At 71.7% G+C, this 24,980-nt stretch carries 24 protein-coding genes; 9 read left to right on the top strand and 15 right to left on the bottom strand.

The features are described from left to right. Positions 1-14 precede the first annotated feature (14 nt). Positions 15-2,054, top strand: a complete 2,040-nt coding sequence (locus ACFQ6X_RS11785) for a PA14 domain-containing protein (RefSeq protein ID WP_383179652.1) — start codon at positions 15-17, stop codon at positions 2,052-2,054. A gap of 30 nt (positions 2,055-2,084) precedes the next feature. On the opposite strand, the gene ACFQ6X_RS11790 is transcribed toward ACFQ6X_RS11785, so the two are convergent. Together ACFQ6X_RS11790 and ACFQ6X_RS11795 are read right to left on the bottom strand one after the other, a co-directional pair. Next, positions 2,085-2,582, bottom strand: coding sequence for a hypothetical protein (locus ACFQ6X_RS11790; protein WP_383179655.1), 498 nt, complete (start codon positions 2,580-2,582; stop codon positions 2,085-2,087). Beyond that, positions 2,579-2,983: a winged helix-turn-helix transcriptional regulator gene (locus ACFQ6X_RS11795; protein ID WP_383179658.1), complete on the bottom strand. Its 405-nt coding sequence runs from the start codon at positions 2,981-2,983 to the stop codon at positions 2,579-2,581. The genes ACFQ6X_RS11790 and ACFQ6X_RS11795 overlap by 4 nt, the downstream gene beginning before the upstream one ends. Before the next feature lie 160 nt (positions 2,984-3,143). Here ACFQ6X_RS11795 and ACFQ6X_RS11800 point away from each other — a divergent pair, with 160 nt between their 5' ends. Together ACFQ6X_RS11800 and pip are read left to right on the top strand one after the other, a co-directional pair. Beyond that, a complete protein-coding gene (locus tag ACFQ6X_RS11800; RefSeq protein ID WP_383179661.1) occupies positions 3,144-4,037 on the top strand; it encodes an NADP-dependent oxidoreductase in 894 nt (297 codons plus the stop codon). A gap of 61 nt (positions 4,038-4,098) precedes the next feature. Continuing rightward, positions 4,099-5,073, top strand: a complete 975-nt coding sequence (gene pip / locus ACFQ6X_RS11805; RefSeq protein WP_383179664.1) for a prolyl aminopeptidase — start codon at positions 4,099-4,101, stop codon at positions 5,071-5,073. Between the two features lie 73 nt (positions 5,074-5,146). Here the strand turns inward: pip and ACFQ6X_RS11810 are convergent, their stop codons facing one another. Both ACFQ6X_RS11810 and ACFQ6X_RS11815 read right to left on the bottom strand, forming a co-directional pair. Next, positions 5,147-6,139 carry an aldo/keto reductase gene (locus ACFQ6X_RS11810; RefSeq protein WP_383179667.1) on the bottom strand — a complete coding sequence of 331 codons (993 nt, stop codon included), beginning with the start codon at positions 6,137-6,139 and terminating at the stop codon, positions 5,147-5,149. A 153-nt stretch (positions 6,140-6,292) separates the two neighbouring features. Then, complete coding sequence (locus ACFQ6X_RS11815; protein ID WP_383179670.1) at positions 6,293-6,589, bottom strand: hypothetical protein; 297 nt, start codon at positions 6,587-6,589, stop codon at positions 6,293-6,295. Positions 6,590-6,791: 202 nt separating this feature from the next. On the opposite strand from ACFQ6X_RS11815, the gene ACFQ6X_RS11820 reads away from it, so the two are divergent. Then, positions 6,792-7,805 carry a LuxR C-terminal-related transcriptional regulator gene (locus ACFQ6X_RS11820; protein WP_383179673.1) on the top strand — a complete coding sequence of 338 codons (1,014 nt, stop codon included), beginning with the start codon at positions 6,792-6,794 and terminating at the stop codon, positions 7,803-7,805. Positions 7,806-7,829: 24 nt separating this feature from the next. Here ACFQ6X_RS11820 and ACFQ6X_RS11825 read toward each other — a convergent pair whose 3' ends face one another. The 11 genes from ACFQ6X_RS11825 to ACFQ6X_RS11875 form a co-directional block, all read right to left on the bottom strand. Continuing rightward, entirely contained in the window at positions 7,830-8,399 is a 570-nt protein-coding gene (locus tag ACFQ6X_RS11825) for a hypothetical protein (protein WP_383179676.1), read from the bottom strand. After that, complete coding sequence (locus ACFQ6X_RS11830) at positions 8,396-8,623, bottom strand: chorismate mutase (protein ID WP_383179679.1); 228 nt, start codon at positions 8,621-8,623, stop codon at positions 8,396-8,398. Before ACFQ6X_RS11830 ends, ACFQ6X_RS11825 begins: the two co-directional genes overlap by 4 nt. Before the next feature lie 95 nt (positions 8,624-8,718). Then, positions 8,719-10,050 carry an MFS transporter gene (locus tag ACFQ6X_RS11835; protein ID WP_383179682.1) on the bottom strand — a complete coding sequence of 444 codons (1,332 nt, stop codon included), beginning with the start codon at positions 10,048-10,050 and terminating at the stop codon, positions 8,719-8,721. 32 nt (positions 10,051-10,082) lie between these two features. Further along, a complete protein-coding gene (locus ACFQ6X_RS11840) occupies positions 10,083-10,874 on the bottom strand; it encodes a cyclase family protein (protein WP_383179685.1) in 792 nt (263 codons plus the stop codon). 1 nt (position 10,875) lies between these two features. Further along, entirely contained in the window at positions 10,876-11,823 is a 948-nt protein-coding gene (ilvE, locus tag ACFQ6X_RS11845; RefSeq protein WP_383179688.1) for a branched-chain-amino-acid transaminase, read from the bottom strand. Positions 11,824-11,860: 37 nt separating this feature from the next. After that, positions 11,861-13,519, bottom strand: a complete 1,659-nt coding sequence (locus ACFQ6X_RS11850) for an FAD-dependent monooxygenase (protein ID WP_383179691.1) — start codon at positions 13,517-13,519, stop codon at positions 11,861-11,863. Continuing rightward, positions 13,516-14,826, bottom strand: a complete 1,311-nt coding sequence (locus tag ACFQ6X_RS11855; protein ID WP_383179694.1) for a tryptophan 2,3-dioxygenase — start codon at positions 14,824-14,826, stop codon at positions 13,516-13,518. The genes ACFQ6X_RS11850 and ACFQ6X_RS11855 overlap by 4 nt, the downstream gene beginning before the upstream one ends. Beyond that, complete coding sequence (locus tag ACFQ6X_RS11860; protein ID WP_383179697.1) at positions 14,823-16,100, bottom strand: aminotransferase class V-fold PLP-dependent enzyme; 1,278 nt, start codon at positions 16,098-16,100, stop codon at positions 14,823-14,825. Before ACFQ6X_RS11860 ends, ACFQ6X_RS11855 begins: the two co-directional genes overlap by 4 nt. Then, positions 16,097-16,894: a tryptophan 2,3-dioxygenase family protein gene (locus ACFQ6X_RS11865; protein WP_383179700.1), complete on the bottom strand. Its 798-nt coding sequence runs from the start codon at positions 16,892-16,894 to the stop codon at positions 16,097-16,099. The genes ACFQ6X_RS11860 and ACFQ6X_RS11865 overlap by 4 nt, the downstream gene beginning before the upstream one ends. A 10-nt stretch (positions 16,895-16,904) precedes the next feature. Next, a complete protein-coding gene (locus ACFQ6X_RS11870; RefSeq protein WP_383179703.1) occupies positions 16,905-18,164 on the bottom strand; it encodes an acetyl-CoA carboxylase biotin carboxylase subunit family protein in 1,260 nt (419 codons plus the stop codon). After that, positions 18,161-19,525, bottom strand: a complete 1,365-nt coding sequence (locus tag ACFQ6X_RS11875) for a hypothetical protein (RefSeq protein WP_383179705.1) — start codon at positions 19,523-19,525, stop codon at positions 18,161-18,163. Before ACFQ6X_RS11875 ends, ACFQ6X_RS11870 begins: the two co-directional genes overlap by 4 nt. A 438-nt stretch (positions 19,526-19,963) precedes the next feature. Between ACFQ6X_RS11875 and ACFQ6X_RS11880 the strand changes: the two genes are divergently transcribed. Genes ACFQ6X_RS11880 through trpD form a run of 5 tightly spaced genes read left to right on the top strand, consistent with a single transcriptional unit; the run spans position 19,964 to position 24,964 of the window. Beyond that, positions 19,964-20,533 carry an NADPH-dependent FMN reductase gene (locus ACFQ6X_RS11880; protein ID WP_383179708.1) on the top strand — a complete coding sequence of 190 codons (570 nt, stop codon included), beginning with the start codon at positions 19,964-19,966 and terminating at the stop codon, positions 20,531-20,533. 12 nt (positions 20,534-20,545) lie between these two features. Further along, entirely contained in the window at positions 20,546-21,820 is a 1,275-nt protein-coding gene (locus ACFQ6X_RS11885) for an ATP-grasp domain-containing protein (protein WP_383179711.1), read from the top strand. Further along, positions 21,817-23,325 (top strand): anthranilate synthase component I family protein, encoded by a 1,509-nt coding sequence (locus ACFQ6X_RS11890; protein ID WP_383179714.1) that lies wholly within the window; start codon positions 21,817-21,819, stop codon positions 23,323-23,325. The genes ACFQ6X_RS11885 and ACFQ6X_RS11890 overlap by 4 nt, the downstream gene beginning before the upstream one ends. Next, positions 23,322-23,942: an anthranilate synthase component II gene (locus ACFQ6X_RS11895; RefSeq protein WP_383179717.1), complete on the top strand. Its 621-nt coding sequence runs from the start codon at positions 23,322-23,324 to the stop codon at positions 23,940-23,942. The genes ACFQ6X_RS11890 and ACFQ6X_RS11895 overlap by 4 nt, the downstream gene beginning before the upstream one ends. Continuing rightward, positions 23,939-24,964: an anthranilate phosphoribosyltransferase gene (gene trpD / locus ACFQ6X_RS11900; RefSeq protein WP_383179720.1), complete on the top strand. Its 1,026-nt coding sequence runs from the start codon at positions 23,939-23,941 to the stop codon at positions 24,962-24,964. The genes ACFQ6X_RS11895 and trpD overlap by 4 nt, the downstream gene beginning before the upstream one ends. Positions 24,965-24,980: the final 16 nt, after the last annotated feature.

Here is a 24,980-nt window from a genome sequence, read left to right on the forward strand (position 1 = left end):
GACCGAAGGAACGCATGAACCGACCCAGAGGAACGACGGTCGCCACCGCGAGCGCCGTCGTACTCGCCACCGCGGGCAGCCTGCTCACCGCGGCCACCCCCGCGTCCGCCGCCGTGACCTGTGCATCGCCCGTCTTCACGCGGACGTTCTACGCGAACACCACCTTCACCGGAACCCCCAAGGGCACGGACTGCGACTCCGTGATCGACCAGAACTGGGGCACGGGCGCCCCCGGCTACAAGGGCATGCCCGCCAACAACTTCGGCGTCCGCTGGTCCATGACCCGTGACTTCGGCTCCGGTGGGCCCTTCGCCTTCACCGCGTCCTCCCGCGACGGCATCCGCGTCTACGTCGACGGCGTCCGCAAGGTCGATGTGTGGAAGAACGTCTCCACCACGGTCTCCAGGACCGTCAACCTGACCATCCCGCCGGGCAGGCACAGTCTCCGCGTCGACTTCGTCAACTGGACCGGCTCAGCGAACGTCAAGTTCGCGTACACGCCGCGCACCACGGCGACCGTCGACAAGGTCAAGCCGCTCGTCCCCGCCGGGACCACCGTCGCCTACAGCACGGCGACCACGTCCACGAAGGTCAGCTGGGCCGCGAACAAGGAGATGGACTTCGCCGGGTACCGCGTGTACCGCCGGCTGAAGGGCGCCGTCTACCCCACGAAGCCCCTCGCGACCACGACGGCCACCTCGTGGACCGACACGACCGTCCCGAAGGACGGCAACGTCTACTACTACGAGGTCCGCGCCTACGACAGGGCCGGCAACACCTCCTCGGGGACCGCGGACCTGGGGATCACCACCGTCGACCGCATCGCCCCCGCCGCCCCGAAGGGCGTCGAGGACAACTGGGCCATGGGCAGCCCCACCAAGATCACCCTCTACTGGGACGGCAACACCGAGCCCGACCTCGCCGAGTACCGGGTCTACCGCTCGACCTCCCGGCCGGTCGCCCTCACCCCGGCCAACCGGCTGGCCTCCACGGGCGGCGGGTACAGCGGACCGCTGCCGCAGACAGGTGACGTCTACTACTACGTCGTCACCGCCGTCGACACGCACGGCAACGAGTCCCCGGCATCGGGCACCGCCATGTACTACAGCGACGACCTGACCGGCCCCGTCGACACCTCGCTCGGCGCACGGGCCACCGAGGGCGAGACCGGGGTCACCGTGGCCTGGGACGACTCCAAGGTGACCAGCCCCGACTTCGCGGGCTACTCGGTCTACCGCTCGGCCAAGCCGCGCTCGGGCGGAAGTACCGTGTGGGAGATCGCCAAGGGGCTGAAGGACACCACCACGTACGTCGACAACACGGTGAAGCCCGGAAGCACGTACTACTACTGGGTCGTCGCCCAGGACTACGAAGGCAACTGGGGCTCCCCCTCCCCGGACCTCCCGGTCACCGTCGCGGGCAACACGACCTCGCCCGCGGCGATCGAGGGCGTCACCACGGTCCCGAAGGAGAACGGCGTCACGGTCTCCTGGAAGGCGAGCGGCGACCCGTCCCTCGACCACTACCGGGTGCTGCGCGGCACGTTCGCCGACGGGCAGTGGAACTGGACCCCGGTGGGCGACCGTACGAACGAGCGCCCGTGGCTCACGGGAACGACCTGGCACGACGTGACACCCGCCGACGGTGAGCAGGTGCGCTACGCCGTCGTGGGCGTCGACCAGTACGGCAACCAGCTCACCCCCGACACCGGCGCGACCGTCACCGCTGTCACCGAGCTGGACCTCCGTCCGACCGCCCCGCCCGCCACCGGCTCGCCCTTCACCTGGATCCACCCCAACGGGCCGAGCTACTTCAACCTGTACCTCGAAGACACCACGAACGAGAACGGCAGCGAGGCCACCGGGTTCAACGTCCGCCGCTGGAACCCGGCGACAGGGACGTTCGACCTCCTCGGCACGGGTGAGATCTCCGGCTTCATGTCGTGGCACGACGCCGACCAGCCGAAGGCGACCACGCTGTTCTACCGCTTCACCGTCCTGTACGCGGACGGCACGGAGTCGGGCGCGACCGAGATGGCCGGCGCGATGGCCTGAGCCTGTGGGAGCCGTACCCGGGGTCGCACGTCAGGGCCTCGGGTACGGCTCCCCGCAGGCACTGCAGAATGTGGGGTTCCGGTCCGCCGAGAGCCGTCCGCACTCCGGGCAGACCAGGTCCAGCATGCACGGGGCCTCGCCGCCCTCGTACGCCGTCGCCGGGGCCCGGACGGCCGGCTTGATCGTCAGCCCCGGGCGGCGGCGGTGGACCGTCAGGTACGTCAGCCCGTCCGGCCCCGCCTCCAGGGCGCGGCGGGAGGTGCGGGGCAGCCAGGTGACCGCGGTCGGGGCGAGGTCCAGGGTGTCGCCGCCCGTACGCAGGCTCCCGCCGCCCGCGAGGACCACCAGCAGCACGTCCAGGACGTCCTCCTGGTGCTCGCCCACTCCCGCGTGCGGCGGCAGGCGTACGACGTTGGCGTCCAGCTCCCGCCCCTGTTCGGCGAGGTGCCACAGGGCGCCGCGGCCGCCGGGGGCGGCGGAGGCGAGCAGCTCGTCCAGTACGGCAAGCACCCGAGGAGTGGCGTTCACGCCGCCGCCTCCTCGTCGTAGCGCTCCCGGGCCTCGTGGACCCGGTCGAAGTTGGTCTCGGCCCAGGTCTTCACCGCGGCCAGCAGACCGCTCAGGCTGTGCCCGAGCTCCGTCAGCTCGTAGTCGACGCGGACGGGCACGGACGGCGTCACCGTGCGCGTGACGAGGCCGTCGCGCTCCAGTGAACGCAGCGACTGGGTCAGCATCTTCTGGCTCACCCCGGCGATCCTGCGGCCGAGGTCGCTGTAGCGCATCGGACCTTCGCGCAGGGCGCTGACGATGAGGCTGACCCACTTGTCGCCGAGGCGGCCGAGCAGCTGGTTGGTCGGGCACTCCCTGAGGAAGGCGTCGTACGCGGATCGGGCTTCCTCGCGGCGCTGGGCCGCGGTGCGTGTCGCCATGAGCCTGCTGCCTCCGGTCCTACCTGTGGGTGGCCTACGCACCTCGGAGTACGTACTTACCGAAAGAGAGTAACTCTTCCTAGGTTTGTGGGGCGGGAGAAACCCGCACCGTTCGCGGGCACTCGGGTCACCCGGTGCCCAGGGATTCAGGGAGACAGATATGCGTGCAGTGGTGGTCAAGAGGTTCGGCGGGCCCGAGGCCGTGGAGGTCGTGAAGACCGCGCTGCCCGAGCCGGGTCCCGGCCAGGTGCGGATCAAGGTGGCTGCGGCAGCCCTCAACCCGGTGGACGCGGCGTACGCCGGGGGCTTCCTCGTCCCGCTTCCGAAGGACGGGCTGCTGGGGCTCGGCTGGGATGTGGCGGGGACCGTGGACGCGGTGGGCGCGGGGGCACCGTTCGCCGCCGGGGCCGAGGTGGTGGCGCTGGCGTACGGGCCGGCTCCGGCCAAGGCCCAGGCCGAGTACGTGGTGGTGGACAGCACCGCGGTCGCGCCCGCCCCGGCCTCGGTGGACGCGGCCCACGCGGCGACCGTGCCGCTGAACACCCTGACCGCCGCGCAGGCACTGGACCTGCTGGACCTGTCCCCCGGGTCCACGCTGCTGGTCACGGGCGCGGCGGGTGCGGTCGGCGGGTACGCGGTGCAGCTCGCCCACCGGGCCGGGATCACGGTCACCGGGGTGGCCGGAGCGGCCGACGAGGAGCTCGTACGGTCCTTCGGCGCGGACCGGTTCGTGGAACGCGGCGCGGCGGCGGGCCCGTTCGACGCGGTACTGGACGCGGCCGTGCTGGGCGCCGACGCGCTGGCGCACGTGCGGGACGACGGGGACTACGTGGGCGTCATCCCGCAGGCGGGCCCTTCGGGCGTGCGGGGCATCCGGGTCCAGGTCGTGGAGGTGGCCGCCGACGGCAACCGGCTCGCCGAGCTGGTGAAGCTGGTCGACGCGGGCGTCCTGACGCCGCGGGTGGCGCGCACCTACCCCCTGGAGCGGGCGACCGACGCGTACCGCCGTCTCGCGGAGGGCGGCGTACGGGGGCGGCTCGTCCTGGTGCCGTGAACGGGCCCACTACGCTGTCCCCTTCGCACCGCCGACGCCGTCGAGCCGAGGGGACACCGCTGTGGACCGCGAGCCGGACGAGAAGTACCCGCCGACCGAGCCCTACGACCAGGGGATGCTCGACGTCGGCGACGGCAACCTCGTGTACTGGGAGGTCTGCGGCAACCCGGCCGGCAAACCGGCCCTCGTCGTCCACGGCGGTCCGGGCTCGGGGTGCGGCCCCCGGGCCCGGCAGTACTTCGACCCGGACCTGTACCGGGTCGTCCTGTTCGACCAGCGCAACTGCGGCCGCTCCACCCCGCACGCGAGCGACCCGGCCGCCGACATGCGGCACAACACGACACCGCACCTGATCGCCGACATGGAGCTCCTGCGCACCCGCCTCGGCATCGAGAAGTGGCTGCTGTACGGGGGCTCCTGGGGCTCCACGCTGATCCTGGCCTACGCGGAGCAGTACCCGGAGCGCGTCTCGGAGATCGTGATCGCCGCGGTGACGACGACCCGGCGCAGCGAGATCGACTGGCTGTACCGGGGCGCGGGGCAGATCTTCCCCGAGGCCTGGGACCTGTTCCGGGCCGGTGTCCCGGAGGCGGAGGGGCCGGACGGCCTCGTCGCCGCGTACGCCCGCCGGATGGAGAGCCCCGACCCGGACGTACGGGCCGGGGCGACGGCCGACTGGTGTGCCTGGGAGGACGCGGTGCTGTCCATGGAGGCGTACACCGGCCCGGCCCCGTACAGCGGCCGGCCGGACCGCGCCCGGGAGGCCTTCGTCCGCATCTGTTCGCACTACTTCGCCCACGCGGCGTGGCTGGAGGAGGGCCGGCTGATCCGCGACGCGGGTCGCCTCGCCGGTATCCCCGGGGTCCTGGTGCACGGCCGCTTCGACCTGGGCGGTCCACTGACCACGGCGTGGGAGCTGGCCAAGGCGTGGCCGGACGCCGAGCTGACGGTCATCGACGCGGCGGGCCACCTGGGCGGCCCGGCGACCAGCCGCGCGGTGCTGGCGGCGCTGGACAGGTTCGCGCTGCGGGGGTGAGCCGAGCACGGCGCGGACGCCCGAAGGCCGCCGCCCGCCGGAGCGGGCGACGGCCTCGGCCAGGGCCGGTCGATCACCAGGCGAAGGCCTCCGGAGACGGGCCGGGACCCGGGAAGATCTCGTCCAGAGAGGCGAGGAGCTCCTCGCTCAACTCCAGCTCGAGGGCGCGCAGCGCCGAGTCCAGCTGCTCCTGGGTGCGCGGGCCGACGATCGGGCCGGTCACTCCGGGCCGGGTCAGCAGCCACGCGAGGGCGACCTCGCCGGGCTCCAGACCGTGCTTGTCCAGCAGGTCCTCGTACGCCTTGACCTGCTCACGGACCTCGCTGCGCTCCAGCGCGCTCGCCGAGCGGCCGTCCTTGCGGCGCTTGCCCTCGGCCTCCTTCTTGAGGACACCGCCGAGCAGGCCGCCGTGCAGCGGCGACCACGGGATGACGCCGAGGCCGTACTCCTGCGCGGCAGGGATGACCTCCATCTCCGCGCGGCGCTCGGCCAGGTTGTACAGGCACTGCTCGCTGACGAGGCCGACGCGGCCGTGCGCCTTCGCCACCTCGTTGGCCTGGGCGATCTTGTAGCCGGGGAAGTTGGAGGAGGCCGCGTAGAGGATCTTGCCCTGCTGGACCAGGACGTCGATCGCCTGCCAGATCTCCTCGAACGGCGTGTGCCTGTCGATGTGGTGGAACTGGTAGATGTCGATGTAGTCGGTCTGCAGGCGCTTGAGGGAGGCGTCCACGGCCCGGCGGATGTTCACCGCGCTGAGCCGGTCGTGGTTGGGCCATACGGTGGCTCCGTCACCGGCCATGTTCCCGTACACCTTGGTGGCGAGGACCGTCTTGTCGCGACGACCGCCACCCTCCGCGAACCAGGTGCCGACGATCTCCTCGGTACGGCCCTTGTTCTCACCCCACCCGTAGACATTGGCGGTGTCCACGAAGTTCAGACCTGCGTCGAGGGCGGCGTCCATGATGCCGTGGCTGGTCGGTTCGTCTGTCTGCGGACCGAAGTTCATCGTGCCGAGGACGAGTCGGCTGACTTTGAGTCCGGTGCGTCCGAGCTGCGTGTACTTCATGGGTCACAAGCCAACTGCTTCGAGCCCACTCCAGGCAAGTGCCGCCGTACACCCCCGTCCCATGGGCACGGCCCGTCCGGTGGGGACGGGCCTGCCGGTCACACACGATCTCCGATCGCTCATGACCACTGTCGATCATTCGCAAGGATGCTTCTAGGACCAGCCGTTGTCGTCCTGCGTGCCCGCCGGGACGGGCGCGGACCAGCCGTTGTCGTCCTGCATGCCAGCCGGGGCGGGGGCCGACCAGCCGTTGTCGTCCTGCATGACCGCCGGAGCGGGCACCGACCAGCCGTTGTCGTCCTGCAGAACCACCGGGCCGGGCTTGGACCAGCCGTTGTCGGCGACAGCCTGGCCAGGGGTGGACTCCATGACGGACTGACCGATAATGAGCGCCAGGGTCGCGGCGAAGCCGGAGGCGATCAGGGCGATGCGAGCAGAGAACGACTGCATGTGGAGTGTCCTTTGGTGAGAGTCCTGAAAAAGGGCCGGACGGGGCGTCGCTGTGCGTCGTCGAGCGGTCGAGCGGCTGTGTCAGGTTTGGCCGAGTTCCGGCTGCCTTCGACGACTTCAGCTTCCCGCGATTGAGAGCAGCCCGGCAGGGCATCTGACCCGGGTTATTCACGCCTGTCGCAAACACGAAGGGTGGACGGCAATGCAGCACTTCGAGGAGGGAGCCCCGGATGCGGAGCTGACTCCCGACGGCCTGAGGCTCTATGAGTACGCGGCCGGGGTTCCCTCGTTCACCCCGTCCGAAGCCCGGTGCGCGCTCGGCCTGGACGAGAAGGAGCTGGTCACGGCGGTGCGGCGGCTGGAAGCCCTGCGGCTGCTGCGGCGGGACGCCGACTGCCCGGACCGGCTCACCGTGGTCTCACCGCAGTTCGCGGCCGGCCAGGTGCTGTGGCCGATGGAGCATCAGATACGTCAGCAGTCGGAAAGCGTCGAGCGGATACGGACGGCCCTGTCCGCGTTGGGCCCCTGCTACCAGAACGGCCAGCAGCGCCAGCAGGCCAAGGAGGTGGAGCTGCTGACCGATATCGCCGACGTACGGCGGCTGATCGACCAGCTGACGGACAGCTGCCGGACCGAGGCGCTCCATGTCCAGCCGGGGGGCGCCAGGGACCCCGAGGCGCTGCTCAAAGCGCGGGGCAGCATGGGACGGCTCCTGGAACGCGGAGTCAGCAGCCGTTCGATCTACCAGCACCCGGCCCGCTACAGCCAGCACACGGTGGAGTTCGCCGAGTGGATGATGGAGCGCGGGGCCGAGGTGCGGACCCTTGCGGACGGCCCCGACCGGATGCTGATCTACGACCGCAAGGCGGCCGTGGTCAGCGTGCAGGGCGACTCCGCCCACGCTCTCGTGGTGTACGAGCCCAACCTCGTTGCGTTCATGGTGTCCTCCTTCGAGACCGCCTGGCGGGCAGCCGAGCCGTTCCCCGTGGGCTTCGACCGCGAGTGGGCCAAACAGGTCTCCGAAGATCTGCGTCAGTCGATCGTCCGGCTGCTGACCGAGGGGCTGGACGACAAGGTCATCTCGCGTCGGCTGGGCATGTCGGTGCGGACCGTGCAGCGCCATGTCGCCGAGATCATGCGCTCTCTCGACGCGAAGAGCCGTTTCCAGACCGGCTATCTGATCGGTCTGGACAAGGGCGGTGCCCCGCCCGCGTAGCCCGGTGCGGGCACGGCGGGCGGCTCACCACGGCACGGCGGCCCTGCTCCTGGGCCGCCCGACGCCCCGGCGGCTGTATCCGACGGTCATCGCCCGGACCACGCTCGGGGTGATCGTCTCCTCGAGCAGCGACTCCAGGACCGTGCCGAGCGCCGTCGCGAGATGCAGGTTCTCGTCGTCCTCGGCGTGTGCCCGGGCCTGGGCGACGGAAAGTTCCACCCAGGCCAGGCCGGCCGGCGGGGCGCCCGGCAGCGTCATCACGTACTCGTACTCGGTCTCGTAGGGGCCGCTGTGCGGCGCCCGGATCCACCACGGCGGTGGAAACATCGGCTCGCTCACTCCGGCCTGCCCCAGCGGCGGCACCGGCGGGGCGACCAGGCGAGGGGTCCGGCCGGTGAGCCGGGCAACGGCCCGCAGCGCCGCGTCGGCCGGGTCGGCGCTCCCGGGCCAGTGCTCGCTGGGCAGTTCGAGGCCGCCGCCGGGCAGGACGCCGAGGAGCCAGGACGGCCGGCCGTCCGGGCCGGGGCCGGGGCTGCGGGCGTACACGAAACAGCGCAGGCCCTGCGCGGGGGCGGCGGCGTCGACGGGGATCACCGGGTCGGCATCCGGTCGGAGAGGCCGAGCACCAGGAGGGCCAGATTGACCCCGGGCCTGCCGAGTTCCTCGCTGTAGCGGTCGATGGCCGCGTTCTCCTCGGCGAGCGAGGTCCGGGAGCTGCCGGAGCTCACGCGGGCGTGGGTCTGCTGCCGGGCGGCCGCCGCGCGGCGGCCGACGAGTTGGATGATCTGCTGATCGAGGGTGGCGACGTCGTCGGACATTGGGCGCTCCATTTCCGGTTCGTTGTTCATGCGGTTCGTTGTCCTGCGGTTCGTTGTCCTGCGGTTCGTGGTCCTCGCGGTGGGGCCGGTGCCGGTCAGCCGGCGGGTACGAGATCCGGATCCGTGGGGGCGGAGGTGGTGGTGCGGGTCCTGCGGCGCACCGTGGTGAGGGCGACGAGGCCGCAGAGCGCGGCGAGCGGCAGCCAGACCCAGGCCGCGTGGTCCAGGGAGATCAGCGCGACGCCGATCGAGGGGCCGAAGAACATGCCGACGCCCATCATCGAGTTGCACAGGGCACTGGCGCGGGTGAGCTCACGGTCGGGGACCTTGGAGATCAGCCAGGGATGGAAGGAGCAGGAGTACGCGCACTCGCCGAGGGCGAAGAGGACGGCGTACGCCAGCAGTCCGGAGAGCCTTACGGGGCCCGGGCCGAAGGCCGTGAAACCGGCGACCAGGAGGCCGGCGGCCCACAGGGCGACCGCGATGCGCAGGCCGTGTTCCTCGGGGCGCTTCTCCAGCAGCTTGGTGATCGGCCGCTGGGCGGACACGATGACCACGACGTTGAGGGTGAGCATGACGGAGATCCAGCCGATGCCCGTGTCCATGAGGTGGTCGGCGACCAGCGGGGCGGTGGCCTCGAACTGGCTGTAGCCGATCAGGTAGGCGCCGAACTGGAAGAGTGCGGCGCCGAGGGCGGCCTTGATGAGCATGCCGGTGCCGAGGGCGTGGGCGGCGGTTCCGGTGGACTTCCCGGCGGGCTCCGCGTCGGCGGTCCCGGTGGTCTCACCCTTGTCGGTGGGCTCACCGGTCCCGGTGGTCTCCGTCGGCTCCGCGATCTCGGGGACCTTGCGGGCCAGGCCGAGTGCGAGGGCCACCGGCAGGTACCCGACCGCGTTCGCGATGAGCAGCCAGGTGATGGCGTCGCGGGAGAAGACGGTGAGGACGAGGCCGGCCAGCAGTGAGCCGGCCGCGAGGGTGGCGTTGAGGATCTGGTAGCGGCGGGCGAAGACCTGACGGCGCTCTTCCGGCGGTACCAGGGAGTTGACGATCGGGATGATCGCGGCCATGAAGCAGCCCTGGCCGGCGCCTCCGAGGACCGCCGCGGCCCCGGCGGTGACGAGGTTGTGGCCCTGGGTCAGGAGCAGGAAGCAACTGAGCCAGAGCAGCAGGCCGGTGATGCCGAGGGCGTGCCGGGGGAGGCGTACGGCCGCCGAGGCGAGCAGCAGCGAGACGGCCAGGTTGGCGAGGCCGGAGACGCCGTAGTAGACGGCGACCCCGGCGGTGCCGATGTCGGGCTGGGCCGCCAGGTGGATGCCGATGAACGGGAAGACCATGCCGTAGCAGAACGACGACAGGCCGTGCAGGACCAGGATGCGGTTGACCGACCTGCGGCGTAGCGCGGCCAGACCGTCGGGCGTCCGGAGCATGGGTGTACGAACCTTCCTTGGGATCAGCGGGATCAGCGGGACACGAGGGCGAGCACCCGGGCCGGACTGCCGGAACCGCCGACGATGGGCAGCGGCGCGGTGATCAGCACGGCGCCCCGGGGAGGGAGCCGGTGCAGGTTGCGCAGCTGGGTGATGCCGTACTTGTCCGCGCCGTGGAAGTACCAGTGGCAGGGGTACGGCTGGTCACCGAACTCGCCGGCCTGGCCGGCATCGGTGCCGACGGTCTCCACGCCGACGCCGATGATCCCGGTCTCCTCGGCCAGCCATCGGGCGCACTCGGTGGAGATGCCGGGTGTGTGCCGGCCGTTGAGGAAGTCGTCCTGGGAGCCCTGCCGGGACTCCCAGCCGGTGCGGTAGAGCAGCCAGCCGCCCGGGATGAGGGGGCCGTGCTCCTCCTGCCATGCCTCGACGTGGTGGCGCTGTAGCAGGAAGTCGGAATCGGCGGTGGCCTCGGCGGAGAAGTCCAGTACGCACGCGGGGGCGACCAGGCGCTGCGGCGGGACCTGCGAGACGTCGTCGAGGTCCTTGCCGGTGACCCAGTGGATGGGCGCGTCGAAGTGCGTGCCGGTGTGCTCGGAGAGGCGGATGTTGTTCCAGTAGACGGTGGGTCCGGCCTCGTCGTAGTGGCTGATCACCTCTCGTTCGAAGGCCCACGGCTGACCGCGCTCCGGTGGGAGCTGGATCAACGGGGTCTCCTCGTTGAGCGGCGACGTGAGGTCGACGACTTCCACGGAGCCGTCGAGCAGGCCGGCCAGCAGGGGGGCGGTCGGGCTGGAGGACTGGGTGTCCACGGCGGAGGTCATGTCACTTCTCCCCGGTGGTCTGGACGATGGTGGACCAGTGCCGGTAGTCGGGGTGCTCGCCCCGGACCACCGAGTCGTAGAGGTCCTGGAGCTTGCGGACCATCACGCCCGGGGTTCCGTCGCCGACCGGTATGCGGTCGAGGCTGGTGACGGGGGCGACCTCGGCGAGGGTGCCGGCGACGAAGATCTCGTCGGCGGTGTAGAGCTCGGTGCGGTCGATCTCACGGCGCTCCATGGGGATGCCGAGTTCCTTCCGGGCGAGCTCGCCGACGGTGGCGACGGTGATGCCTTCGAGGACGCCGCTGGTGCCGGGCGGGGTGACGAGCTTGCCCTCGTGCAGCATCGCCACGCAGGAACCCGGGGCCTCGGAGACGCTGCCGCGCTGGTTGAGCAGGAGGGTGGTGTCGTAGCCGTTGCGGATGGCCTCGTGGTGGGCGAGGCGGCTGTTGTGGTAGTTGGCGCCCGCCTTGATGCGCGGCGGCATGGAGTCGTCGCTGATGCGGCGCCAGGAGGAGACGGTGGCGGCCAGACCGCCCTCGAAGCCCCGGCCGCGCGGGGCACGGGTGGAGGTGATGTGGACGCCGGCGTCGTCGGTGTGGCTGAGCGGGTCCGCGTTCGGGCCCATGTTGAAGTACGCGACGACGCAGATGTGTACGTCCTCGTCGAACGCGTTGGCCTTGAGGACGTCGAGTACACCGGCCTTGAGCTCGTCGTCGGTGTACGGGATCTCCATCCGCAGGCTCTTCATCGAACGGCGCAGCCGGGCCAGGTGCTCGTCGATGCGGAAGACCGCGAGACCGCTCCGACCGGGGCGGCGGTAGGCACGCAGCCCCTCGAAGACGTTGGCGCCCCAGAACGCGCCCTGGGACCGGGCGTGGACGGTGCACTGGTCCCAGTCGACGATGGCGCCGTTGAGCCAGGCGTGAGTGGGGAGTTGGGGTGTGGTCACTTCGTACTCCTGATGCGGGATACGGGAGGGGGAGGGGTCAGGCAGCCGCGGCGACGCGCTCGCGGGCGGGCTCGCGGGCGGGCGTGGTGGCCTCGGCGCAGCGGGCGAGTGTGGCGGCGAAGAGCTCGGGCCGGGTGGTGTCGGCCACCGCGCCGATGTGCCCGTCCGGCCGGATGATCAGGCAGGTGCCCTCGGGGGCCCGGTACGCCTCGCGCAGCACGCTGTCGCGGTCGCGGAGCACGGTGACGCCGTCGGGCAGGCCATCGGCGGGGCCGGCGGTCGGGACGGCGAGTTCGCCCTCGCGCAGGACGACGACCAGGTCGGTGTCGAGGCCGCGGGTGTCGGCGAGCGCACGCTCGGCGAAGGCGCGGGCGGCGGCCCGGTCCTGGGCGAAGTGGAGGACGGTGAACCCGGTGCCGTACAGCTGGCGGATCCGGGCGGCGCCGGGGGCGGTGATCCGCGCGTCGGGGGCGAAGGAGCCCAGCAGCGGGTGCAGTTCGGCGGACTGGATCACGGGTGAGTCGACGTACGTGTGCGGTTCGGCCATCCTGCCGCTGTTGACCTTGTCGCGGGCTCCCTGGAACGGCTGGGAGAGGGACAGCAGTACCTTGCGCGCGAGCCGGCGCACCAGGTTCGGCGGCACCATGAACTTGATGGTCGCCTCGGTGACGGCGAGGTTCTCCTTGGCGGCCGCGTAGCGCTCGTCGTGGTAGGTGTCGAGGAGGGCGTCCCCGGCCTTGCCCTGCATGACCAGGGCCAGCTTCCAGGCGAGGTTGTCGGCGTCCTGGATACCGCTGTTCATGCCCCGGGAGCCGTACGGCGGCAGGGAGTGGGCGGAGTCGCCGGCGAAGAAGATCCGGCCGATGCGGAACTTCTCGACCACGCGCTGGTGGAATCGGTAGGTGGACAGCCAGTCGATCTCGTAGTCGACATCGCCGATGACGGCGCGCACCCGCCGGTCGAAGCGGCCGTCCGCGCGCTCGGCCTCGATGTCGGTCTCGGGGGCGAGCTGCCAGTCGATGCGCCAGATGTCGTTGGGCTGCGGGTGCATGACCAGCTGGCGGCCCGGGTTGAAGGGCGGGTCGTAGTGGAAGTGGCGCTCCTTGGCGAGCGGCAGCTTCACCTTCAGGTCGGTGATCAGGAAGCGGTCCCGGTGGCTGTAGCCGGTCCACTCGACGCCGGTGAACGCGCGCACGGGGCTGCGGACGCCGTCGCAGGCGATCACGTACTGGCAGCGGTAGTCGCGCGGGCCGTCGGGGGTGTCGGCGGAGACGGTGACGGTGTCGCCGTCCTGCTCGACCCCGGTGATCTCGTGGGCCCAGCGGACCTCGCAGAGCGGGTCGGCCTCGACCTTCTCCAGCAGGAGCTGCTCGATGCGGTACTGGGAGATGTTCACGAACGGGCCGTAGCCGATCCGGCGGGTGTACTCGGCCGCGCGGATCTCCTTGCCGCGCACGTAGGTGCGGGCCGTGGTCCAGGTGACGCCCTCGGCGCCGATGGTCTCGGCGCAGCCGAACTTGTCGAGTGTCTCCAGCACGTCGCCCTGGATGAGGCACGCCTTGGAGCCCTGTCTGCGCAACTCGGGGTCGCGCTCGAAGAGGACGCTCGGGATGCCGAAGGAGGCGAGGCGGGCGGCCAGGGTCATGCCGACGGGACCGGCACCGACGATGCCTACGGGGATCAGGTCGCTGCTCATGCTGTCTCTTCGCTCTCTGTGCGGGGTGCGGTGCCGGTGAGGACTTCGGTACGGGCGCCCGTGTCCGTGTCGGGGGCCTCGTTGACGCTGCGGAAGACCGGGATCTTCCGTACCGAGCTGAGGTACGGGGTGCCTTCGGTCGCGCCGGTGCCGGAGCGGGTGCCGAGCATCCGGACGGCGATCCGGTAGTGCGTCTGGCGCCAGCGGCGCAGGGAGCCGGCGAACCCGAGCATCGAGGCGGTCAGCCGCTCGCGGTCGGCGGCGGTGAAGCGGGTGTCGGCCAGGGCGGCGCCGCAGGCCTCGTCGAGGGTGGGCTGACCGGCCAGGACCCGCTCGTGCACCTCGGGGGTGGAGCGGTAGGCGGGAGAGTCCAGCCGGTCCTTGTCGGGCACCCGGCACAGAGACTCGACGAGCTTGTAGTTGCGGGACTGGATGGCGCTCGCGCCGTCGGTGAAGTCCCGGAAGACGCGGAAGGATTCGACCTGCATGGTGGCCAGCAGCGAGAACAGCGGTGCCGACTCGGCGAGGACGGTCTCGGCGACCGCGAGGTGCCCGGTCGCGGAAGGAAGCGAGCTGGGCCGGGCGTCGTCCAGGTCGCCGATGGCTGTACGGATGCTCAGGGCCAGCAGCGCGAAGGTGGTCTCGAAGGTCTGCAGCACGCGGATGAACATGTGCTCGTCGTGCGATATGTAGACCGGCAGCATGCTGAGCTTCAGCACCTGGCGCTCGTGCGGGTCCAGCAGCTCGCCGTCGGTCAACTCCCACAGCTGGGCGGCCTGCTGAGCCGGTTCGGCGGCGGTGAGGCGATCGCCGTACCCGAGCCTGGCGAGCGCGGGCCTGGCCACCCGGACGGCGAGCCGGCAGCGCTTCTCCACCATCCGGGCGTCGGGCCGCATCTCCGGGAGCCACTCGGTGCGCCCCTCGGCGGCGGCCAGCTCGAACCGCAGGAGGTCGGCCAGGAGCTGGACGGTCAGCCGGTCCCGGGTGACCCGGGCGGCCTCGGCGGCTGCCGGCCCGTCGTCGGCGGTCGGCAGGCCGAGCACGCTGAGGGAGGTGTACGAGGGGTAGTCGTACCGGCCGTCCCACTTGTCCAGTGCGGTGTCCAGGAAACGGTCGAGCAGCAGGCGGTCCGCCGCGTCGGCGCGCGTGGGCGCCTCGGGGGCGAGCCGCTCCCTGGCCAGGGCCAGGGACTTGAGGATCTCGTCCGGCACGAAGTGCTTGCCGACGCGGTGGAACTCGTGGGTCACCGCGGGGTACGGGAAGCGGCTGGGTACGGGATCGGTCAGCCAGTCGGTCAGCTCTTTCACGCTGCTGGTCTCACTTTCGGGAGTGGGACGGAAAGGGCGGGGCCGGTCAGTGCGCGGAACTCGCGCATGGCCTGGCAGAGGGCTTCCACGTCGTCCGTGGAGTTGTAGTAGTGGAAGGACAGGCGCACGACGGGTCCGCGTGGGCTCACGGCGATGCCCTGGCCCGCGAGCCAGCCGGCGAGGGCGCGCGGGTCGGCGTCGTACAGGCCGAGGTGGGCGCCCTGCAGTTCCGGCCTCTCGGCCTTGCGGACCCGTTCGCCCTGGGCGACGAGGGTGCGCGCGGTGCGGTCGGTCAGGGCGCTGATGTGGCGCCGTACGTCGGTCATGTCGACGCCCCGGAACAGACCGAGCGCGGCGTTGGCGGCGTACACGGCGGGCACCGCCGGGGTGCCGGTCTCGAAGCGCCTTGCGATGGCCGGGAAGTCCAGCCGCAGCGGGTCGAACGCCATCGGCTCCACCCGCCCGAACCAGCCGGTGAGCTGCGGGTCCTGATCGCTGGTCAGTCCGGCGCGGGCGTAGAGGAAGGCCAGGCCAGGGAGTCCGGCCAGGTACTTCATCGTCCCCGCGACGAGGTAGTCGCAGCCGATGTCGGCGACGTCCACGGCCATGACACCGACCGCCTGGTAGGCGTCGACGAAGGTCAGCGCCCCGGCGGACCGGCCGGCCTCGACGATCTCCGAGACCGGCGGCCGCTCGGCGAACTGGTAGGTGGACATCGGGACCGACACCAGCGCGGTGCTGTCGCCCATGGCCGCCGTGTAGTCGGAGGTGCGGATGCGGCCGGTGGTCTGGTCGCCCGTGAAGATCACCCGGGCGCCGCGCGGCCGCTGGGCGAGCCAGACGTGCGCGACGGACGGGAACTCCTCGACGGTGGTGACGATGTCGACCCGGGTCTCCAGGGAGAGCGTGGAGACCACCTGGTAGGCGCCGACGGAGGCGTTGGGCAGGATCGCGATCTGGTCCGGACCGGCGCCGATCAGGTCCGCGAAGCGCTCCCGGGCCTCCTCGATCTCCTGCTCGAACCGGGCCCAGGGGGCGCCGTGGGCCGTGATGGCCTCCTGCATCCGCTCCAGTGCCTCGTCGACCGCGTCGGACCGGGCACCGAGACTGCAGCTGGCCAGGTGGACCGTCCGCTCCAGCATCGGGAAGCCGCGGCGGAAGGCCGCAGCCGTGACGTCCCCGACGAGGCGGTCGGGGGCGGCGGGAGCGGGCGCGGTTGCCGGGGCGGGCGCGGCGGTCTGGGCGGGCGCGGTGGGCGCGCTGCCGCGGCTCATGCCGTACTCGTCCCGGCGGGCGGCGCGCTGCCGCCTCCGGTCATCGGGCAGACGGGCGGCGCGGCCTCCGCGGCGTACTCGGGAGCCGGCTCGTCGTCCCCCATGGGACCGGACAGGGTCAACTCGGTCCGCAGTTCCCACAGTTGCGGGAAGAACTTGTGGCTGATCAGCGTGGCCAGGAAGTCGCTCGGCGCACCCTTCGTGCCGACCACGGAGTGGCCGATGACACGGGTGACCATCTTGTAGTGCTGGGTGCGCCACAACGAGATCCGCTCGTCCCAGTCGATCATCGCCTCGGCCAGCCGGTACTCGGGGGTGTCGTGGCCGCTGCGGTAGACCTCCACGAGGTCGGTGCCGCGCGCCTCCATGAGCCGGCGGAAGGACTTGTCGATGTCCTGGCTGACCGTCCGGGCCGCCTTCCAGCCCGGGGACTCGAAGCCCGAGCCGTGCCCGAGGACGGTGCGGATGATCTGGAAGTCCGACGGGGCGAGGTGCCGCATCATCTCCAGCTGGTCGGCGGTCATCCGTACGCCGAGCGAGGCGCGGGCGAGCAGCCGGGCCGCGGTGTCCGGCCGGCCCGCGTCGATCTGCCGGCCCGCCTCCGCGACCTCGTAGCAGGCGAGCTTGAGCCACAGCTCGGTCGACTGATGGACGACCTGGAAGAGCATCTCGTCCCGGTGGATCATGTCCTCCGGGCGGCGCTGGAGCGACAGCAGCGTGTCGGTCCGCATGTAGCGCGTGTAGTCGTTGTCCCCTTCTCCTTCGAGTACGGGAACCGAGTAGTCCTTGGACACGGTGCTCCTGTCAGGCGTTCGTGGTGGACAGGGCGAGCGGCTCGGCGCGTACCCGGAAGTCCGTGGCGGTGGCGGTGATGGCCGCCTCGGTGGCGGCGCCGTCGGCGGCCCGGAAGCGGAAGCGGCCGCCGACGTGCTCGTAGTAGGCGTCCGCGTCGGGCAGTACCTCGCCCGGGTGCAGGACGACCTCGGCGTACGGGCCTTCGGCGCGGCCGGTCATGGAGGTGGACTCGGTGATCCGGCAGGGCCGTTCGGCCGGGGCGGGCATGAGCATCCAGCCGGCCACCTCGTCGGCGGCGTAGGGCGCGGCGGCGGCGGTCGGAACCGGCGGCAGCGGGCGGTCCAGCTGGAGCTGCCAGGCGGCGTGCATCAGGTCGTAGCCGTGCACCTCGCGCCAGAGGAAGGGGATCTCGGCGCCGCCGACGCGGGCCCCGCACTCCAGGAAGCGGCAGACGGTGCTCCCGTCCGGGGCGCGGTCGAGGAACAGTTCGAGGTGGAAGACGGTGGCGCGGCCCGGGGACAGTGCGCCGAGGTAGGCGGTGGCGGCGCGGTCGATGGCCGCGTTGACCTCGGGGTCGTCGATCTCGACGGAGCCGAGGAACGTACCGCCGCGAAAGCCCAGGCAGGTGTTGAGGTAGCGGGAGGCCCGCCAGGCCAGCAGCCGCTGCCCGTCGAAGACGCCGTCCACATGGGAGATCGGGGCCTCCACGAACGCCTGCACCAGCATCGGTTCGCTGTCCAGGTCCAGGCCGGTGACGTCCTCGGGGCCGTCGACCCGGACCACGCCGGCGCTGGAACTGCCGGTGCGCGGCTTGACGATGACCGGCCAGCCGGCGGCCGCGCCGAAGGCGAGTACCGCGGCGGTGTCGGTGGCGGCGGCGAAGTCCGGTACGTCCAGGCCGGCGTCCGCGACGGCCCGGCACATCACGTACTTGTCGCGGAAGACGATCTGTGACGGCTGGCGGGGGCCCGGGACGTCCCACTCCTCGCGGAGTGCGGCGCCCACCAGCAGGTCGTCCTCCTTGAGGGCGACGATCGCGGCGGGCGCGCCGTGCCGGGTGGCGAGCGCACGGACCTCGGTGCGGACCCGCTCCAGGTCGTCGGTGGCGGGAACCAGCACGACCTCGTGGGCCTGGGCCGGTACGGAGCCGGTGCCGACCTCGGTGGTCACATAACTGACCCGGTTCTCGGCGTGGTCGATATAGGTCGTAAATTCTGCGTATCGCTCGCGCCAGCGGTTGATCACGACAATGTGCGGACGGTCGGTCATATTCGGGACTCCTCGAATTCGGCTTCCGGGTAGGTGAATACACAGGTGCCGCGGGTTCCGGGATTCGCGTATGTGATCACGGCGCCGTCCCGCGGTTGCAGGGCGCGGCAGAATGCGCCACCGAATCCCTGGGGGGTGACGAAAATCCCCCAGTTCGCGACCCATTCCCCGGTGCTTCCGGTCTCCGGATCGACCACCGTCTCCAGGGCCGGTACGACGAGTTCCTGCGCGACGTAGTCCCGTACGGCGGTGGCCTCCAGGGCCTCCTCCCACTGGGCGTCGGTGACATCGCGGCCGATCACCACGCCGTCGGCGCTGTACCCGATGCCCGGCTTGAGGACGAGCTCGGCGCGGTGCGCGCGGGCGTGGGCGAGAGCGTCGTCGGAGCCTTCGGTGCCGAGCACCCAGGTGCGCGGCAGCACCCGGTCGACCAGCTCCCGCTCGGCGTCGGTCAGCGCGGCGCGGACGGCCGGCAGGTGCAGCAGGCCGAGCGCGGCCTTGCTGGTGAACAGGGCTCCTTCGAGCGGGGTGAACTGGGCGGTGCGGCCGGCCTCGTGGGCGCGGTTGAGCCGCGTCAGGGCGGCGCGGGCGACCGGGTCGCCGGCGATCTGTCCTGCGGCGAAGTAGCGCAGGACGACATCGACGGGGCGGCCGTGCAGGGCGAGCTTGCCGTCCGCTTCCTCGGCCAGCTCCTGGATCTCGCCGAGCAGCAGCTCGATGCCGTGCCGGCTCATGTCCTCCTGTATGGAGAGGAAGACGCTGTTGTGGTCGCCGAGCGCGTCCGGGCCCTCGATCAGGGCCACCACCGGGTTCACCGGGTCGGCGCCCTTCACCCCGGCGGCCGCCGCACGCAGCTCGGCCACGAGGTGGTCCATGGTGTCGGTGTGGCCGAGGTTGCCGGCCTCGGCGAAGGCGCGGAAGGCGGGGACTTCGAGGAAGGCCCGGTTGAGCTGGGCGCTGTCGACGCCGCCGAGCTCGCTGCCGACGTTGAGCTCCAGCAGCCGGAAGCCGGTGCCGTCGTGGAAGGCGTCGGCGCGGGCGTACAGCAGAGGGTCGCCGGTCGCGCCCTCGCTCATCACCTCGACCAGCTCCTCGGGCAGCCCGATGGCCGCGCCGTAGCGGTTCAGGTCGCCGTCGAAGCAGCGGCCCGGCAGGGAGACGAGGATCCGGAAGACCGCCGCGAGGTCGTCGGCGAAGGCGCCGATCTCCCGCTCGGAGACGAAGATCGGGCGGGGCAGCAGGACGTGCCCGTAGGCCTTGCCGTACTCCGCCGGGACGGTGGTCCGCGAGGTCAGGGTGCGTAGTCCGCTGTCCGGATTTGCTGATTCCGTGAGGTAGCGGACGGTGGCTGAATTCTCCATGGGCGGTCTCCTTTTCTTCCGGATCTGGGCGTGCCGGATCGCGGCGGCGCCGGAAAGCCGGGAAATTCCGGGAACGTGAGAAAGATCGAGGATCGAAGAATCGAAAGCATTCGATGAGCTCGTGTGTGCAGCAGAACCCGCACGATCGGGAAGGTGCGGGATTCAGGCAATGGATCGATCCGCGGTGACGTGATTTCACTGTGGCACCGCCGTCGGCCGGCGGCGCCGTCGCCCGGGCTGCGCGTTTACGGCTGTCGTGAATACGCCAGGGGGGTCCCGGCGACCATAATGGGCCGGACCCGGACGAAACGGCAGGGGCGGGGATCGGCACGGTTGCGCACCGCTCGGCCTGCTGCTTACCTACTAGCAGTTCAGGAGGCCTGCGCCCCTCCGGACGATCCGCGGTGACACCGGACCGTCCACAAGGGAGAACACGCCATGCCCCGCCTGCAGTTCATCGTCGCCAGCACCCGCCCCGGCCGCGTCGGCCCCTCCGTCGCCGCCTGGGCCGCCGAGGAAGCCCGTCGGCACGGCAGCTTCGACATCGAGACCGTCGACCTCGCCGAGGTCGGACTGCCCTTCTTCGACGAGCCCGAGCACCCCTCCGAGGCCGCGTACGTCCACCAGCACACCAAGGACTGGAGCGCCACGGTCTCCCGCGGCGACGCCTACGTCTTCGTGATGCCGATGTACAACGGCACCTTCACCGCGCCGCTGAAGAACGCCATCGACTTCCTCTACCAGGAGTGGCAGGACAAGCCGGTCGCCCTCCTCAGCTACACGGCCGGCCCCTCGGGCGGCGTGCCCGCCGTCGAGGCGATCCGCCCGATCCTCACCCGCATCGGCTTCCGCGCCGCCGAGCGCAGCATCTCCGTCCCCGGCATCGCGGAGCTGACCGGTCCCGACGGGTTCCGGGCCCCGGACGGCCTCGCCGTCGAACTGGGCTGCGTACTCGACGAGGTGGCCAAGCTGCTCGCCGACACCGACGCCGCCCCCGCGCAGGTCTGAGAGGAAGCAGCCATGACCGCACCGTCCCCGCAGTCCGCGTCTGTCCCCGCCGAGCGCCTGGTCGTCGTCGGCAGCGGCGGCCGCCCGTACCGCGAGTACTCCTTCCAGTCCCTGCAGGCGCGCTACACCCTCTCCGCGGTGCTGTCCGCCGAGCCGACCTGGCAGCGTCAGTACCTGGATTCGTACATCGTCGCCGACCTGTCCGATCCGCTCGCGATCGCCGACGCCGTCCTCTCCCTCGCCGGCCCAGGCAACCCCTCCGTCGCGGTCCTGACCTGGGACGAGACCGCGGTCGAGGCCACCGCCGAGGCCGCGGCCAAGCTCGGACTGCCGCAGTTGTCCGCCGAGGCCGCCCGCCACTGCCGCGACAAGTACGCCACCCGCTCGTTGATGTCCGAGGCCGGCCTCGGCGCCGTCCGCCACCGGCTCGTGACCGACGCGGACCAAGCCGTCGCCGCCGCAGACGAGTTCGGCTACCCCGTCGTCCTCAAGCCCCGCGCCCTGGCCGGCAGCATCGGTGTGACCCGCGCCGACGACGAGAGCCAGGTGCGGGAAGCCTTCGCGCTCGCTGACGGCGCCGCCTTCGCCACGCTCCCCACCGGCCACGGCATCCTCGTCGAGGAGTTCCTCGACGGCCCCGAGATCAGCATCGACAGCGCCGTCCACGACGGTGCCGTCCACATCGTCCACATCGCCCGCAAACGGCTCGGCTTCACGCCGTACTTCGAGGAGGTCGGCCACCTCGTCGCCGCCTCGTACGACGAACCGTGGACGGACGAGGTGCGCGCGCTGGTGACCGGCGCCCACCGGGTACTCGGCGTCACCACGGGCGTGACCCACGCCGAGGTCCGCCTCACCTCGCGCGGCCCGCGCCTCATCGAGCTCAACGCCCGGCTCGGCGGCGACCTCATCCCCTTCATCAGCTCCTTCGCCACCGGTATCGACCTGGTGAGGGCCGCCGCCGAGCTGTCCTTCGGCCGCCTTCCCGACCTCACCCCGACCCGCGATCTCACCGCCGAGATCCGGTTCGTCTACTCCGACACCGACGGCCACGCCCGCGCGCTCGACCTCACCGCGGCCGCCGCCGTACCCGGCATCGCGCACACCGCCGTCCTCGCCGAGCCCGGCGACCGGCTGCTGCTGCCGCCCCGTCAGGCGATCCCGCGGCTGGCCGCGCTGGTCGCCGTAGGACCGGACGAGGGCGCCTGCGGGCAGGCCCTGGACCGAGCCGAAGCCGTCGTGGACCGTACGACGGACCCGCTCCCGGAGACGGAGGCCGACGCATGACCGCTCCCGTCGACGTCTCCGCCCCTGTCGTCGCGGGCGTCGTCCCCGACCCTGACGCCGCACGTGTCCTGGCCGCCGGGCACGCCTACGTCCCGCTCTACATCGAGCTGCTCGCCGACACCCTCTCCCCGGTCACCGCGTTCGCCCGGCTGTGCGGCCCCGGTCTGGAGGAGCCCGGCCTGCTGCTGGAGAGCGTCATCGGGACCGACAACAGCATCGCGGTCGGCCGCTACTCGTACATCGCGCACCGCACCCGTCCCGTCCCGCTCGGCGACGGCGACCCGCTCGTCGCGCTGCGGCCGCTGGCCGACCGTGACGTCGCGCGCGTCCCCGGGCTGCCGCCCTTCCACGGCGGCGCCGTCGGCTATCTCGGGTACGAGAGCGCCCGCCACTTCGAGAGCCTCCCCACGGCCCCCGGACCCGGTCCGGGCATGCCCGAATCGGTGTTCCTGCAGGCCGACGACCTGGTCGTGTTCGACCACGCCACGCGCCGGCTGCTGATCACCACGCTCCACGACACCGCCGCCGAGACGTACGAGGACGCCGTCGGCCGGCTCACCGCCACCCGCGACCACCTCTTCGGCGACCAGCCGCACCGCCACCAGGGTCCGGGCCGCGCCGGAACGCGGCCGCTCGCACCGGCCCGTACCGCCGAACAGCAGGACCGCTCCGCCTGGCACGCCCACACCAGCGAGGAGCGCTTCCTCGGGATGGTCGACACCGCCCGCGAGTACATACGGGCCGGCGACATCTTCCAGGTCGTGCTCTCCCAGCGGTTCAGCAAGCCGCTCGCCGCCGAACCCCTCGACGTCTACCGCCACCTGCGCGCCGTCAACCCGTCGCCGTACATGTTCCACCTCGCCCTCGGCGGCGGCAGACACGTCATCGGCGCCTCGCCGGAACTGCTGGTGAAGGTCGAGGACGGCCGGGCGCAGACCCGCCCGCTGGCCGGCACCCGCTGGCGCGGCACCGACGCCGCGACCGACGCCGCACTCGAGGCCGAACTCCTCGCCGACGAGAAGGAACGCGCCGAGCACGTCATGCTCGTGGACCTCGGCCGCAACGACATCGGCCGGGTCGCCGCGCCCGGCACCGTACGGGTGGACCGGCTGATGGAGGTCGAGCGCTACTCGCACGTCATGCACCTGTCCTCGACCGTCAGCGGAGACCTCGCCGAAGGCCGCACCCCGCTGGACGCGCTGCGCTCCACCTTCCCGGCGGGCACCGTCTCCGGGGCACCCAAGATCCGCGCCATGGAGATCATCGCCGAGCTGGAGGACGAGCGGCGCGGCGTGTACGGCGGCGCCCTCGGCTTCATCGGCACCGGCGGCAGCCTGGACACGGCGATCGCCCTGCGCACCCTGGTCATCGCCGACGGGAAGGCCTGGGTCCAGGCCGGTGCCGGGGTGGTCGCCGACTCCGACCCGGCCGCCGAGTACCGCGAGACCCTCAACAAGGCGCAGGCCCTGTTCGCCGCCGTGGAACGGGCGGAGGCGTCCGCATGAGCCGACAGAGCGGTGTCCCGGTCCGCGTCGCCGTCGTCGACAACTACGACTCCTTCACCTACAACCTCGTCCAGTACCTCGCACAGGCCGGGGCCGAACCCGTCGTCCACCGCAACGACAGCGTCACCACCGGGCAACTCGCCGCCCACGACGCCGTCCTGATCTCCCCCGGCCCCGGCACCCCCGCCCAGGCCGGCATCAGTCTCGCCGCCGTCCGCGACCTCAGCGGCCGGCTCCCCCTGCTCGGCGTCTGCCTCGGCCACCAGTCCATGGCGGAGGCGTTCGGCGCCGAGGTGGTCCGGGTGGGCCCGGTGCACGGCAAGACGGAACGCGTACGGCACGACGGCACCGGCGTCCTCGCCGGACTGCCCGACCCGTTCACCGCGACCCGCTACCACTCGCTCGCCGTCGACCCCGTGACCATGCCCGATGAGCTCCTCGCCAACGCGTGGGCCCAGGACGGCACGGTCATGGGTCTGCGCCATCGCACCCATCCCACGTACGGGGTGCAGTTCCACCCCGAGTCCGTCCTCACCGAGCAGGGCATGCGCATCGTCGTCAACTTCGTCGAGTCCGTCGAACACTTCCACTCACACCCACTTGAGGGGGTCCGGTGAAAACTGCTCTGCGCACGCTGGCCGAGGGCGGCCGGCTGACCCGTGAACAGGCCGGCCGGGCCATGGCCGCCGTACTCGGCGGGGAAGCGACTCCCGGTCAGATCGCCGGCTTCGCCATGGCCCTGTCCGCCCGGCGCGCCGACATCGAGGAGATCGTCGGACTGGTCGCCACCGCCCGCGCCTTCGGCGCCCGGCTGACCGGCGACGGCCGGGTCCTGGACACCTGCGGCACCGGCGGCGACGGCCACGACACCTTCAACATCTCGACGACCGCGGCCGTCGTCGCCGCGGCCTGCGGGGTCCCGGTCGCCAAGCACGGAAACCGCAGTGCCTCCTCCGCCTGCGGCAGCGCCGACGTCCTCGAAGCACTGGGCGTACGCATCGACCTGGGCCCGGAACAGGCCGCGGCCTGTCTGGCGGAGGTCGGCATCACCTTCCTGTTCGCGCCGGTCTTCCAGCCCGCCTTCAGGTACGCGGCCGGGCCGCGCCGGGAACTGGGCGTACGGACCGTCTTCAACGTGCTCGGACCGCTCTGCAACCCGGCCGGCGCCCGCTACCAGACCCTCGGGGTGTCCGACCCGTCCCTGCTCGAGGTGATGGCCGAAGTCCTGCACCGGCTCGGCACCGAGCGCGCCCTGGTGTTCTGCGCCGACGACGGCCTGGACGAACTGAGCACCTGCTCGCCGTCGCGCGTGGTGGAACTGACCGACGGCACCACCACCTCCTACCGGCTCGACCCCGCCGACCTGGGCCTCGCCCCCGCCACCCTGGCGGACCTGCGGGGTGGCGACGCCGCTGCCAACGCGGAGACCGTCCGCCGGATCCTGGCGGGCGAACCCGGCCCGCGCCGGGACATCGTCCTGCTCAACACGGCCGCGGCGCTGCGTGCGGCCGGCCGGTGCGAGGACTGGTCGGCGGGCATCGCCCGGGCCGCCGAGGCCATCGACAGCGGCCGCGCGGCCGCTGTCCTGGACAACTGGGTGGCGGCGGGCGCCCGGCCGGTCGCCCAGGCCGCCGCATGACACCGCGACGCGAACA

Origin of the sequence: Streptomyces sp. NPDC056452 (genome assembly GCF_042796085.1) — a bacterium.
Classification (GTDB): domain Bacteria; phylum Actinomycetota; class Actinomycetes; order Streptomycetales; family Streptomycetaceae; genus Streptomyces.